This is a genomic window from Natronococcus jeotgali DSM 18795 (assembly GCF_000337695.1).
Classification (GTDB): Archaea; Halobacteriota; Halobacteria; order Halobacteriales; family Natrialbaceae; genus Natronococcus; species Natronococcus jeotgali.
On the sequence record NZ_AOIA01000128.1, the window covers coordinates 60,524 to 74,636 of the forward strand.

General features: G+C 66.8%; 8 protein-coding genes. 5 read left to right on the forward strand and 3 right to left on the reverse strand.

The genetic code is table 11. The annotated features are described in order from the left end of the window. The first annotated feature begins 49 nt into the window (after positions 1-49). The 5 genes from C492_RS14965 (at position 50) to C492_RS14985 (ending at position 10,421) form a co-directional block, all read left to right on the forward strand. On the forward strand, positions 50-2,617 hold the full coding sequence (locus C492_RS14965; RefSeq protein ID WP_008425066.1) for a GcvT family protein: 2,568 nt from the start codon (positions 50-52) through the stop codon (positions 2,615-2,617). 569 nt (positions 2,618-3,186) lie between these two features. Beyond that, positions 3,187-5,736 (forward strand): GcvT family protein, encoded by a 2,550-nt coding sequence (locus C492_RS14970; protein ID WP_008425068.1) that lies wholly within the window; start codon positions 3,187-3,189, stop codon positions 5,734-5,736. Positions 5,737-5,753: 17 nt separating this feature from the next. Beyond that, positions 5,754-6,998 carry a threonine ammonia-lyase gene (gene ilvA, locus C492_RS14975; RefSeq protein ID WP_008425070.1) on the forward strand — a complete coding sequence of 415 codons (1,245 nt, stop codon included), beginning with the start codon at positions 5,754-5,756 and terminating at the stop codon, positions 6,996-6,998. Between the two features lie 188 nt (positions 6,999-7,186). After that, entirely contained in the window at positions 7,187-8,833 is a 1,647-nt protein-coding gene (locus C492_RS14980; RefSeq protein ID WP_008425072.1) for a BCCT family transporter, read from the forward strand. Positions 8,834-9,140: 307 nt separating this feature from the next. Continuing rightward, positions 9,141-10,421, forward strand: a complete 1,281-nt coding sequence (locus C492_RS14985) for an RNA-guided endonuclease InsQ/TnpB family protein (protein ID WP_008425074.1) — start codon at positions 9,141-9,143, stop codon at positions 10,419-10,421. A gap of 50 nt (positions 10,422-10,471) precedes the next feature. Here the strand turns inward: C492_RS14985 and C492_RS14990 are convergent, their stop codons facing one another. From C492_RS14990 to C492_RS15000, 3 genes are all read right to left on the reverse strand, one after another. Further along, on the reverse strand, positions 10,472-11,722 hold the full coding sequence (locus C492_RS14990; protein WP_008425077.1) for a serine hydroxymethyltransferase: 1,251 nt from the start codon (positions 11,720-11,722) through the stop codon (positions 10,472-10,474). 168 nt (positions 11,723-11,890) lie between these two features. Continuing rightward, positions 11,891-12,868 carry a formyltetrahydrofolate deformylase gene (locus tag C492_RS14995; RefSeq protein ID WP_008425079.1) on the reverse strand — a complete coding sequence of 326 codons (978 nt, stop codon included), beginning with the start codon at positions 12,866-12,868 and terminating at the stop codon, positions 11,891-11,893. 457 nt (positions 12,869-13,325) lie between these two features. After that, positions 13,326-13,922 (reverse strand): hypothetical protein, encoded by a 597-nt coding sequence (locus C492_RS15000; protein WP_008425081.1) that lies wholly within the window; start codon positions 13,920-13,922, stop codon positions 13,326-13,328. Between the last annotated feature and the right edge of the window lie 191 nt (positions 13,923-14,113).

Below are 14,113 nucleotides of genomic sequence, written 5' to 3' on the forward strand. Positions count from 1 at the left end.
GGCGGGGCGATAACTATATTTGATCCCCGACGGCATATCGATGCGAGAGATGGACACTCACGATAGTCTGCCGGCCGAGGCCGACACCGTCATCGTCGGCGCCGGCATCGTCGGCTGCAGCGCGGCGTACCACCTGACCGAGTTCGGACGCGAGGACGTCGTCGTCGTCGATCAGGGACCGCTCCCGACCACGGGCGGGTCCTCGAGTCACGCGCCGGGGATCATGTTCCAGACCGCCGAGGAGAAGGTGCTGACCAAGTTCGCGAACTACAGCCGCAAGCTGTACTCGCGGCTCGAGGACGAGGACGGCAACCAGCTCTACAGCGAGACGGGCGGGATCGAGGTCGCCAGGACCGACGAGCGGATGGACTTCCTCCAACGCCGGGTCGAAAACGGCACCGCGTGGGGGATTCCGGACCCCCAGATCCTCTCGCCGGAGGAGGTCGAGGAGAAACTGCCGCTGGTCGATAGCGACGTCATCCAGGGCGGGTACTACTCGCCGACCGACGGCCAGGTCTCGGGGGTCAAGGCCTGCGCCGCGCTAGCGAAGGCCTCGATGGACCGGGGCGCGAGGTTCGTCCCCCACACCCGGACCGAGGACGTCGCGGTCGAGGACGGCGAGGTGCGGGCCGTCGTCACCGAACACGGCGAGATCGACTGCAACGAGGTCGTGATCGCGACGAACATCTGGGCGCGCCAGCTGGGCGAGCAGCTCGGCGTTCACCTGCCCGTGACCCCGGTCGAACACCAGTACACGATCACCGAACCCCTCGAGGTGCTCTCGAACGAGCGGGACGTCACCGAGGACCCGGTGTACGAGAACTACCGCGAGGTCTCCGGCGAGCGGGCCGACCGCCTGCTCGCGAACCCGGATCGGCCGATCCTCCGGGATCAGGACAACGCGCTGTACTTCCGGACCCACGGCGACGCCTACGGGATCGGCTCGTACAACCACGAACCGCTCGTCCCCGACCCCCAGGAGCTGGGCGGCAACGACGAGGACGGCGACCAGGGGTCGGTCCACGAGTTCTCCGACTACCACCTGAACAACCCGACCCACCCCGACCGCCCGGACAAGGCGCCCCGCCAGGCCAGCGACGAGCTGTTGCCCGCCACGGCGGGAAAGGAACTCGAGCACAAGTACAACGGGATGTTCGCGGAGTCGCCGAACGGCCTCCCGGTGATGGGTCCCGTCCAGGAGTACGACGGGCTCTGGACCGCCGCGGCCATCTGGGTCACCCACGCCGGCGGCGCGGGGCGGGCGCTGGCCGAGTGGATGGAGACGGGCGCTCCGAAGCTACCCGACGGGCCGATCGACCTCTCGCACTGCAACGTCAACCGGTTCCAGCGCCACGAGGGTAGCTGGGACTTCGCCCGCGACATCGGCGGCGAGGAGTACCGGATCGTCTACAACATCGTCCACCCCAAGTGGACCTGGACGGACCACCAGCGGGACATCCGCCGCAGCTCGGTCTACCACAAGCTCCAGGAACTCGACGCCGAGCTGTGGGCCGAGGCCGGCTGGGAGGAGGCCCAGTGGTTCGACTCCAACGCCGACCTGCTGGCGCGCTACGGCGAGGACGTCCCCGAGCGGGACGGCTGGGAGGCGAAGTACTGGTCGCCGATCGAAGGTGCCGAGTCCCTGCACGTGCGCAACGAGGTCGGCATCCACGACATGACCTCGTTCAACAAGCTGGAGGTCAGCGGGCAGGGCGCCGACGAGTTCCTCCAGTACCTGTGTACCAACGACATGGATATCGACGTCGGCCAGATCCGGTACACCCTCCTGTGCAACGAGGAGGGCGGCGTCCGCGCCGACGTCACCGTCACCCGGACCGACGAGGACCGCTACCTCGTGCTCACCACGGGGCGGGAAGTCGGCCAGAACCACGTCGCCTGGGTCGAGAACCACGCCCCCGCGGACGTCACGGTCCGGGAGGTTACCTCCGAGCTCACCTCGTTCGTCCTCACGGGGCCGAACGCCCGCGACGTGCTGAGCGAGGTGACGCGAGCGGACCTCTCCGACGAGGCGTTCCCGTTCTACACCACCCAGGAGCTATTCGTGAAGAACGTCCCGGTGCGGGCACTGCGTCTCTCCTACGCGGGCGAACTCGGCTGGGAGCTGTACACGCCAAGCGAGTACGGCGACCAGCTCTGGGAGCACCTCTGGGAGGCCGGCCAGGATCACGACCTCCGGCCGTACGGCAACGGCGCGCTCGACTCCCTGCGCCTCGAGAAGGGGTTCCGGCTGTGGGGGGCGGACCTCCACACCGAGCACAACCCCTACGAGGCCGGGTTGAGCTTCGCCGTCGACCTCGAGACCGACTTCATCGGGAAGGAGGCGGTCGTCGAGGCCGCGGAGGGAGAACGGATCGACCACGAGGTGGCCTGCCTGACGCTGGACGACGAGGAGGCGGTCGTCTTCGAGGACCGACCCGTCCTCGACGGCGACGAGTCGCTGGGGTACGTCCACAGCGCCGAGTACGGCTACACCGTCGGCGCCTGCGTCGCCTACGCCTACCTCCCCCCGGAGTACGCCGAGCCGGGAACCGACGTCGAGATCCTCCACGAGGGCGAGCGCTACGCGGCGACGGTGCGGGAGGAACCGCTGCTGTAACTCGGCGGCCGACGCTTTTTCGACCTGCGCCGGCGAGTAGCGGCGCTGCCGGGTGCGTCGATACGCTCGAGTTCGATGGCAGCCGTTCCGAACGGACGCGGGACGAAAACCGTGCTATGGGTGAGAGGCGATGGGAGCGCATCCCCTCTGCGTGGCAGAGCACCTATCGCCAGGCGCCGCCCGACTGTTGGGGAACGTACGTAAAGTAGGTTCGCGGGGAATTGTTGTGGGTTTTATCCCCGGTCGCGCGATCGGCGAACTGCGCCGGTACGCGGCTCCGCCCGAAGCGGCGGGCGGCGGCCTCGAGGCCGGGAGCGCGGGAGACGCCGACTTCCGTCCGGGACGCGGTTCGACGACGAGCGCGCCGCCCTCCGACGGTGCAGCGGCGAGTTCTCGAGACGGGCCCCGCGTGGCTGTCGTACCCGCGCGTCGCCCCTTCGATCGCAATACGTATAATATCTGACCTGTTGTGGGACGTCGGTCGTTCGAACCCCGGGATCCGCCCGCTCGTCGCGTTTCCGACGGTTGACCGATGCACTTATGGGACCGACCCGCACACAGTGTGGCATATGAGCACAGACACCTTGCCGTCGAGCGCCGAGACGGTGATCGTCGGCGCCGGGGCCGTCGGGTGCAGCGTCGCCTACCACCTGACCGAACTGGGCGCCGAGGACGTCGTCGTCCTCGACAAGGGTCCCCTGCCGGTGACGGGCGGATCCTCGACCCACGCGCCCGGGATCATGTTCCAGACCTCGCCGTCGAAGCTCCAGACGAAGACGGCCCACTACACGACCCGACTGCTAAAGGAAGCCGGCGTCTACAACGAGACCGGCGGGATCGAGCTCGCCCGCTCGGAGGAACGGATGGACTTCCTCCGGCGTCGCGTCGAGTGGGCGAGGTCGTACGGCCTGCCCGAGCCGGAGCTGCTCGAGCTCGAGGCGGTAACCGAACGGCTGCCGCTGGTCGACGAGGAGGAGATCCTCGGCGGATACTACTCCCCGACCGACGGCCAGGTCGCCGGCACCGACGCGCTCCAGTGGTACCTCGAGACGACGCCGGCGGCGTTTTTCGGTCACACCGAGGTGACGGATCTCGAGGTCGAAAGCGGGGAGATACGGGCGGTCGAAACCGACCGCGGCCGCATCGAGTGCGACCGCTGCGTGCTCGCGACGAACAACTGGGCCTACCAGACCGGGCAGCTGGCGGGCGTCGACCTGCCGATCGCCCCGGTCGAACACCAGTACGTCGTCACCGAACCCCTCGAGGAGCTGCGGGGCAACGAACGGGCCGAGGACGCCGTCACCGGGCTCGAGATCCCGGGCGACCGGGAGATCACCGAGTCGATGGCCCAGCCGCCGGACCGCCCGGTCGGACGCGACCAGGACAACTCGCTGTACTTCCGGACCCACGGCGAGGGGTACGGGCTGGGCTCGTACAACCACGAGCCGCTGGTGGTCGACCCCGACGAGATGGGGTCGAACTCCGAGGAGAGCCAGGCGTCGGTTCACAGTTTCACGGAAAAGCACTGGACGCGGGCGACCCATCCGGACCGCGAGAAGTCGCCGAAGCAGGCGTTCGACGAGCTGCTGCCCGCAACGGCCGATAAGGGGTTCGATGCGACCGAGAACGGGATCTTCGTCTACACGCCGGACGGGATGCCCGTACTCGGCGAAACTGCGCAGGTCGACGGGCTCTGGACCGGGCTCGCCATCTGGTGGACCCACTCCGGGGGCTACGGGAAGATCCTCGCCGAGTGGATGGAGACGGGCGTGCCGCGGCTCCCGTCGGGCCCCGTCGGCACGAGCGCCATCCACGTTAACCGATTCGAACCGCACGCGGGCAACAAGGACTACTTCATGGATCGGGGCGGGATGCGCTACCAGCAGGTCTACAGCATCGTCGAGCCCCGCTGGCAGCCGGCCGATCGCCGCGGGCTCCGGACGAGTCCGTTCTACCACCGCCAGCAGGAACTGGACGCGGAGTTCTACCAGAGCGGCGGCTGGGAGACCCCCCAGTGGTACGAGTCCAACGCCGACCTCGTCTCGACGTACGAGGACCGCATCCCCGAGCAGGACGGCTGGCAGGGCATCAACCGCTCCCCGATCGAGGGCGCCGAACACCTCCACACCCGCGAGAAGGTGTCGATGTTCGATATGACGACGTTCAGTTCGATCGTGGTCGAGGGCAGCGACGCGGACGAGTTCCTCCAGCGGGTCTGTAGCAACGACATGGATCTCTCGATCGGCCAGGTCCGCTACACGACGATGCTCAACGAGGGCGGGACCGTCCTCGCGGACCTCACCGTCGTTCGCCTCGACGAGGAGGAGTTCGTGGTGACCACCGGCGGGGGGAACTCGCCGGGAATCCACGGCGCCTGGCTCGAGTCCCACGCCCCCGAGACGGTCTCGGTCACGGTCGAGGAGTCCGCGCGGAGCACGATCGGTCTCTGGGGGCCCAACGCGCGATTGCTCCTCCAGCGGACGACCGACGCGGACCTCTCGAACGACGACTTCTCGTACTTCAGCGGGAAGCGCATCTACGTCGGCGACGTCCCCGTCATCGCCCTGCGCCTCTCCTACGTCGGCGAACTCGGCTGGGAGCTGTGGACGCCCACGGAGTACGGGGGGAAGCTCTGGGACACCCTCTGGGAGGCCGGCCAGGATCTCGGCGTGCGTCCCATGGGCGCCGGGGCGGTCGAATCGATGCGCCTCGAGAAGGGGTTCCGGCTGTGGGGGACCGACGTCGACACGGACGTCAATCCCTACGAGGCGGGACTCCCGTTCGCGGTCGATCTCGACACCGACTTCGTCGGGAAGGAGGCGCTGCTCGAGGCCAAAGAGTCGGGGATCGACAACCGGGTCGCCTGCCTCACCCTCGACGACTCGAGCGACGTGATGCTCGGCGGGCGTCCCGTCTCCACGGACGGCGAAACCCTCGGCTACGTCCAGGCCGGCGACTACGGCTACAGCGTCGGCGAGTCGATCGCGTACACCTACCTGCCCGACGAGTACGCCGACGCCGGGACGTCGGTCCGGATCGACTGCGAGGGCAGGAGTTACGACGCGACGGTCCGGGACGAGCCGCTGTTCGACCCCGGCCGGGACAAGATTATTCGGTAGACCGTCGATACCAGACCATGACTGAATCACGGAAACGCGAACCCGAGGTAGAGTACGAGGACATCGAGCGGGCGCGCGAGCGCCTGACCGACGAGACGGTCGTCAAGCGTACGCCGATCGAGCGATCCACGTCCCTCGAGGAGCTGGTCGACGCCGAGGTGTACCTGAAGATGGAACACCTCCAGTGGACGGGCTCGTTCAAGACCCGCGGCGCGTACAACAAGATCAGTCAGGCGGTCGCCGAGGGCGCCGACGAGTTCGTCGCCGCCAGCGCGGGCAACCACGCCCAGGGCGTCGCGCTGGCAGCGACCAACTGTGGCGCCGACTCGACGATCGTCATGCCCAGACACGCCCCCCAGGCGAAGATCGACGCGACTCGGAGCTACGGCGCGACGGTCGAACTCGTCGGCCGGGACTTCCAGGAGGCCATGGAGTACGCCAAGTCCTACGCGGCGGACAACGGCGGGGAGTTCGTCCACGCCTACGACGATCCCGCGATCGTCGCCGGGCAGGGCACCCTGGGGATCGAGATGCACGAGGACCTACCCGAGGTCGACACCGTCATCGTCCCGATCGGCGGGGGCGGGCTGATAGGCGGGATCTCGACGGCGCTCGATCACCTCTCCCCCGAGACGCGGGTCGTCGGTGTCCAGGCCACGGGCGCCCAGACCGTCCACGAGAGCCTCGACAAGGGCGTCCCCGTCACGCTCGAGGAGGTGGACACGATCGCCGACGGGATCGCCACCGGGGGGATCTCCGAGCTGACGCTGGGGCTCATCGAGGCCCACGTCGACGAGGTCGTCACCGTCACCGACTCCCAGATCGCCGACGCGATCCTCCTGTTGCTCGAGCGAGCGAAACAGGTCGTCGAGGGCGCGGCCGCGGCGTCGGTCGCGGCGCTGCTTGGCGACGACCTGGACGTCGCGGGCGAGACCGTCATGCCGCTGCTGTGTGGCGGCAACCTCGACATGACGATGCTCCAGACCGTGTTGATCCACGCGCTCACCGGGCGGGGCCAGATCCTGCGCCTGCGCGTGAAGATCGACGACATGCCGGGCAAGATGACCGAGCTCTCGGGGATCATCGCCGACCACGGCGCGAACATCCAGACCGTCCGCCACGACCGGGCCGTCGAGGAGCTCAACGTCGGCGAGGCCTACCTCGTCTTCCAGATCGAAACCAGCGGGATCGAACACGCCGCGGCGATCATCGACAGCATCGAGGCCGAGGGGTACGACGTCGAGGACGTCAACCGGGAGTAGCGCCGGCCACTCTCGAGGCCCTCGAGCGCGGATCCGACGAATCGCGAACGACCGCCGAACGAAACCGAAGCGAAACCACAGCGAGCATGACAGACCAACGCACCGGACTGACGACGCCGAGCACCGGACGACGAACGACCCGATCGACCGACCACCCCGACCGATCCGGGGGGCGGAGGTGAGAGCCTGTGGCGGGAGCTGATTCGACCGGACCGCTGGGGCGGTTCGTCGACGAACTCGACGTCGCGGTGTTCGTCGTCGGATTCGCCATCGCGGCCGCGGCCGTGCTGGCGTTCGTGTTGCGGCCCGACGCCGCGTCGGAGCAAATGGCCGCGGTAAACGACGTCCTGTGGACCACCGCGGGGTGGTGGTACCTGGTCGCGATGTTCGTCCTCGTCGCGTTCGTCGGGTTCCTGATCTTCGGCCCGTGGGGAAACATCAAACTCGGCGGCGACGGCGAGCGGCCGGAGTTTTCCTTCCCCGCGTACTTCGCAATGTTGTACTCGGCGGGGATCGCCGCCGGGATCGTGTTCTGGGGACCCGCCGAGGCCGTCTTCCACTACGACGCCGTCTCGCCGTTCGTCGGCGCCGAGGCCCGGTCTTCGGAGGCCGCGGTCGGCGCGATCCAGTACACCTTCTTCCACTGGGGCGTCTCCGCCTGGACCGCCTACGTGGTCATGGCCCTGCCGATCGCGTACTACGCCTACCGGTACGACGCGCCGCTTCGCATCTCGACGGTGATCGCGCCGTGGGTCGGCCTCGAGAACCTCGACGGCCCGCTCGCGAAGGCGATCGACGTCCTGGCGGTGTTCGCCACGATCGGCGGCGTGGCGACGACGCTCGGACTGGTCGGGAGCCAGTTCCTCGTCGGCATCGAGTGGACGACGGGCGCGAGCGTCGGCGACGCCGGCACCGTGGCGGTGATCACGGGACTCACCGTCGCGTTCACGCTCTCGGTTTCGCTGGGCATCCGGAAGGGGATCCAGCGGCTCTCGTACTTCAACATGGTGCTGTTCGCGCTCGTGACCGTCGCGACGTTCCTGCTCGGGCCGACGACCCAGATCATGTCGATGGGGACCCAGGCGCTTGGCGCCTACGTCAACGACTTCATCACGATGAGCTTCTACACCGGCTCCGGAGCCGAGGGCGGCGCGGGCGTCGCCCAGTGGGTCGGCGACTGGACGATCTTCTACTGGGCCTGGTGGTTCTCCTGGACGCCGTTCGTCGGCCTCTTTATCGCGCGGATCTCGCGGGGCCGGACGGTCCGCCAGGTCGCCGTGACGGGCGTGATCGCCTCGACCGGGATCACGGTGCCGTGGTTCGCGACGATGGGCGGAACGGCGATCTTCCTCCAGGAGAGCGGACGCGCCGACATCCTTACGATCGTCAGCGAGCTCGGCGAGGCGGGGTCGGGGTACCCGCTGTTCGAGGCGCTGCCGCTCGGCGAGCTCCTGACCGTGCTGTTTCTGGTGCTCGTGACGACGTTTCTGGTCACCTCGGCCGACTCCTCGACGCTCGCGCTCGGCATGCTGACCACGGGGGGTGCCGAGGAACCCTCGACTATTAATCGCGTCATCTGGGGCGCCCTCATCGGGGCGCTGGCCTCCCTGCTGATGGTCACCGGCGGCGTCGACGCCCTCCAGCAGGCCGCGATCATCACCGGCGGCCCGTTCTCGATCATCGCCCTGCTCGCGGCCGTCTCGATGGTCGCCGCCTGCGGCGCCCGACGGCCCCTGTTCTTGCGGGAGGAAGACGAGCTCTCGATCGGCACCTCCGACCTCGAGGCGACGGCCCCCGAGAGCGAAACGGAGTCGATGGATCCGTCCGACGACTGAGCCGGAAACCGGACGAACGATCCCCGGCGAAGTCGCTTCGCGCGGGAGTCGGCGTCCGAAAACGGAATCGACGGCGTAGACGACTCGCCGGGAGTTCGGCGGCTCCCCGGAGACTACTCGCGAACCGCCTCGAGACCGTGCCTCGAGGCGATCGCCTCGGTTACGAGAGTTCAAGGAGAAAGCCCCGCCCTTCAGGGCGGGGATGAATCCGACAATAAACTACGCAACCCACTGCCCGATGGCACGGCTGGATATTCCACGCTGCGCAATCCATACTCTCAAGTAGGTTTGTCTACATAGGTTACGTATGGCGAAACAGGTCGTCACTCGCACCTACACTGCGTCCATCAGAAACCAGCAACAGGTGTCTGACGACCTTGATTCGCTCGGGTTCTCAGCTTCGAAACTCTGGAACGTCGGACGGTGGACAATCAGTCGAGTCTGGGATGAAATCGACTACATCCCTGAACACGACGAACTCACCGCGTACCTCAAGTCGCACGAACGCTACGATGACCTTCATTCTCAGTCAAGTCAGCGAGTCCTTCAAGAACTCGCTGAGGCGTTCAACGGCTGGTACGGTAAACGACGCAACGGAGACACGAGAGCGAACCCACCCGGCTACCGAAAACACGGAGACGAACACCCGCGTTCAACGGTCACATTCAAGAACAAAGGCTTCAAACTCGATACTCAGTACAACCGAGTCCGACTCTCCAAAGGTTCGAACTTGAAAGAGTACTGGTCGGATTTCGTCCTCTGCGAATACCAGACCCGACCCGACGTTGACCTCTCTACCGTGGAGAGCATACAACAGGTTCGGACAGTTTGGACGGGTGACGAGTGGGAACTACACTTCGTGTGCAAAGTTGAAATCGAGGTGGCTGAAGCACCCGGTGAGAAGACGGTGAGTGTTGACCTCGGTATCAACAACTTCGCTGCACTCGCCTACGAAGACGGTCACAGCGAGCTGTACCCGTTGAATTGCTTGAAGCAGGACGACTACTATTTCAGTAAGTGTATCGCTCGCTGTGACGACTCCGACTCCGAGCAGGCCACGCGGTTGAACCAAAAGAAGTCTCGACGGCGCACCCACTACTTCCATACCCTCTCGAAACACATCGTTCAGCGGTGTGTTGAGGAGGGTGTTGGAACGATTGTGGTTGGCGACCTCTCCGGTATCCGCGAAGACGAGGAAAACGGTGAGTCGAAGAACTGGGGCAAGCACGGCAACCTCGACCTGCACTCGTGGGCGTTCGAGCGATTCACCGACCTCCTCGAATACAAAGCAGAGATGGAAGGCATCTCGGTTGAGGAGGTATCCGAGCGAGATACCTCGAAATCGTGTTCGTGTTGTGGTTGCAAGCGCGACGCGAATCGTGTTGAACGTGGGCTGTACATCTGCGATGAGTGTGGTATGGTGGCGAACGCAGATGTGAACGGTGCGGAGAACATTCGACAGAAAGTATCTCCGAGTCCCGCCACGGATGGCGGCGATAGGAGTAACGGCTGGTTGGCACAGCCATCGACGTTCCTGTTTGACAAGGAAACTGGTGCGTTCGCACCTCAAGAACGGGTCACGTCGTAAACCACAATATCCCAACGCGGGAATCCTCGCCCTTCAGGGCGGGGAGAATGTCAACCGTAGATCGGATGCGCCTCGCAGAGTTCGTCGACCCGCGAGGCGACGCGGTCGGCGACCGCCTCGTCCTCGGGCGCGTCGAGGACGTCGACGATGCAGTCGGCGACGGTCTCCATCTCCCGCGCTTCGAATCCGCGCGTGGTCAGTCCGGGGGTGCCGACGCGGATCCCGCTCGTGACCATCGGCGACCGGGTCTCGCCGGGAACGCTGTTCTTGTTGACGACGATCCCGACGTCGCTCAGTAGCGATTCGGCCTCCTTCCCGGTGAGCTCGGGGTGGGACTCCCGGAGGTCGACGAGCAGGAGGTGTTTGTCGGTCCCGTCGCTGACGAGCGCGAGTCCGCGCTCGCGGAAACCCTCGGCGAGTCGCTGCGCGTTCGCGACGACCTGCTCGGCGTAGCGCTCGAAGGCGTCGCTTTGGGCCTCCGCGAAGCCGGCGGCCTTCCCGGCGACGTTGTGCATCAACGGCCCGCCCTGCGCGCCGGGGAAGACCGCCGAGTCGATCGCGTCGGCGTACTCCTCGTCGCACATGACGATCCCGCCCCGCCCCGCGCGGATAGTCTTGTGGGTGCTCCCGGTGACGAAGTCGGCGTGCTCGACGGGCGAGGCGTGGACGCCGGCGGCGACGAGCCCCGTCACGTGGGCGATGTCTGCGAGGTGGGAGGCGTCGACGGTCTCGGCGATCTCACCGATGCGCTCGTAGTCGAACTCGCGGGGGTACGCCGACGAGCCGCTGACGATCATCGCGGGCTCGGTCTCGCGGGCCTGCCGTTCGAGCTCGTCATAGTCGATGTACCCGGTGTCGGGGTCGACCTCGTACTGCTCGACGTCGTAGAGTTGCCCGGAGAAGTTGACGCTGTGACCGTGGCTCAGGTGGCCGCCGTGTGACAGCGACAGCGAGAGGATGGTATCGCCGGGCTCGAGGGCGGCGAAGTAGACGCTCATGTTCGCCTGGGTCCCGCTGTGGGGCTGGACGTTGACGTGGTCGGCGCCGAACAGCGCCTTCGCCGATTCGATCGCCTCCTCCTCGACGGTGTCGACGTGTTCGCAGCCGCCGTAGTACCGTTCGCCGGGGTACCCCTCCGCGTACTTGTTCGTCAGCGCGCTGCCCTGGGCCTCGAGGACGGCCGCCGAGACGTGGTTCTCCGATGCGATCATCCCGAGCGTCGACTCCTGACGATCGCGTTCGCGATCGATGGCGTCGGAAACGCTCGGCGCTGTCCGGTCGAGTGGCTGGTCGAACGCCATACGACGAGTAGCGGGAACCCAGAGTAAGTATCTTGCGAGCGTGAGTTTCAGTCCACGATATGTAATATTCCCGACTGAACGTGGTGCGGACGGTGCCGAAACCGAACGGGAGACGGCTCGCTCGAGACCGACGAACGCGGGTCGCAGAACGGAACGGCGGTACCGGCGCTAGTCGTCCGCAACGGCCGCGCTGTCCCGCTCGTCGCCGGCGAACGTCTCGCCGTCGTCGACCGGCGCGTCGGGGTTCGCCCGGTCCAGTTCCTCGGGCGCGCCGAGCTGCGCGCCCGAACGTTCCGGCCGCTCGAGTGCCGTCCGGCCGTCCGCGACGGCGAGTTCGTCCTCGAGGTGGAGCCGGACGGCCTCGAGTAAGGCGTCGGCCTCGAGGGGCTGGCCGCGCGCCTTGAGGTCGGCCTCGGTCGCCCCGGGCGGCACGTTGAAGGCGCGCTGGGCGATGATCGGTCCCTGATCGAGGTCGGTGGTCACGTAGTGAGCGGTGACGCCCGCGACGCGGACCCCCTCCTCGAGGGCCTGGCGGTAGGCCGCCGCACCGGGGAAGGCGGGCAGCAGCGAGGGGTGAACGTTGATGATGCGATCCTCGTACCGGAAGACGACCTCCGGGGAGAGGATTTGGATGTACCGGGCCAGCGCGATCAGGTCGATCCCGTACTCGTCGAGCAGTTCCAGTAGCTCGTCCTCGTCGGGGGCGCCGTCCTCGTCGCCGATATCGTGGAACGGAACGCCGTACTCGGCGGCGAGCGGACGCAGATCGTCGTGGTTGCCGATAACGACCTCGATCTCCGCGCCGAGTTCGCCCTCGGCCCGGGCCTCGAGCAGCGCCTCGAGGCAGTGGCTCTCCCTGGTGACCAGGACGGCGATCGATCGATCCTCGCAGCTCGAGGGGAAGCGGACCCGCACGTCGACGTCGAGTTCGTCGCCGAGCGCCCGCAGCTCCGACCGAAGCGTCGACCGCGAGGTCGACATCGACCCGGCGTCGGCCCGGACGGTCAGTCGGGACGTTTCCTCGCGGGCGGTCCGATCCAGCTCGAGCAGTTCGACGCCGCGCTCGAGCAGGGCGGTCGCGAGTTCCGCGAGCACCCCCGAGACGTCCTCGCCGACGACGGTGATCTCGGTGGTGTTACGGGTCACTGCCGCCACCCCCGACGGACGGTCGTCGTCGGTTCCGGGCGCTGCGGTCGTTTCTCGAGCCGTTCGGCGCAGGCGTATCGTGGCATCCGTTCGCACGGTTCAGCCCGGACGGTAATGAACGTTGATCTACCTACCGGTCCGGAGAGAGGACGCGTTTCGGCGGACTCGACCCGTCCGATCGCCGAGAGGTTACGGATCGGGCGTCGGTCGCTCTCGGAGATACCCCGCTCGAGCTCCGTTGTGCGCGTCGCGACGCTCGCGCTCGGGTTCCACCCCCGCCGGTGCCCCCGGTGGCGGCAAGAACGTCGCGACCGTCCGTCCCCCTGAAGCCCACAGCCGGGACGGCCCCGCTACTGCGGCGGGAGGGAAGGAAGCCCATCGCGCCTATCCGATCGGAAACTCCTGTCGATTCTATATCGCGTGATATGGTTTATTTCCGTTCGCTCCGCCGGAACGATCAGGCCATCGACACCGTTCCGGCGATTCGATCGGCCAGTTCCGACTCCGAGAGTTCCCCCTCCTCGTAGGCTGCGATCCACTCGGACTCGATGTAAAACTCCGCGAGCTCGCTCCCGCCGTACCGGATGTCCCACTCGACGGTCGATACCGCCTCGGTGAACGCCGCGACGTCGTCGATCGCGTCGACGAACGTCCGGCCGGCCGCCTCGAGTTCGCGCTCGAGTTCCTCGCGATCGAGGGTGTTCGCCTCCGCCCGCACGGTGACCGTCTCGCCGTCGCGGGTGATCTCCTCGATCGTGAGCGCGTCGCTGTCGACGGAAAACGCCGCTGGGTCGAAACCGGGGATCTCCGCCGCCGATTCGGTCGCGCTCTCGTTCCCGCTCTGGTTGCGATCGCCCGACGAATTATCGTCGACCGAGGTGTCGCTTTCGTTCCCGGCCGATTCCGCAGTCTCGTTCTCGGCCTCGTTCTCGAGCGACTCCTCCATCTCCTCCGACTGGTTCGGTTCGTCGGCGTCCGCGTCGTCGGCGCTCCCGCAGCCGGCGATCGTCGTGAACGCGACGCTGGCGCCGAGAAGGAACGTTCGTCGATCCATACCGTCTCGTTGGTCGGCACTGTGGTTAGTAATGGTCACATAACACGGCAACTGAAAGTTGCATTCGCCGAAACAGCGCGACTCGCGCCGCTCGCAGCGCGGCCTCGAAACGGGGGCTCGGCGCTGCTCGAACCGTGCGCGACGGCGGTGTCGTGTCCTCGCTCGTCGTCGGGCGTCGAACGGGATCGGTT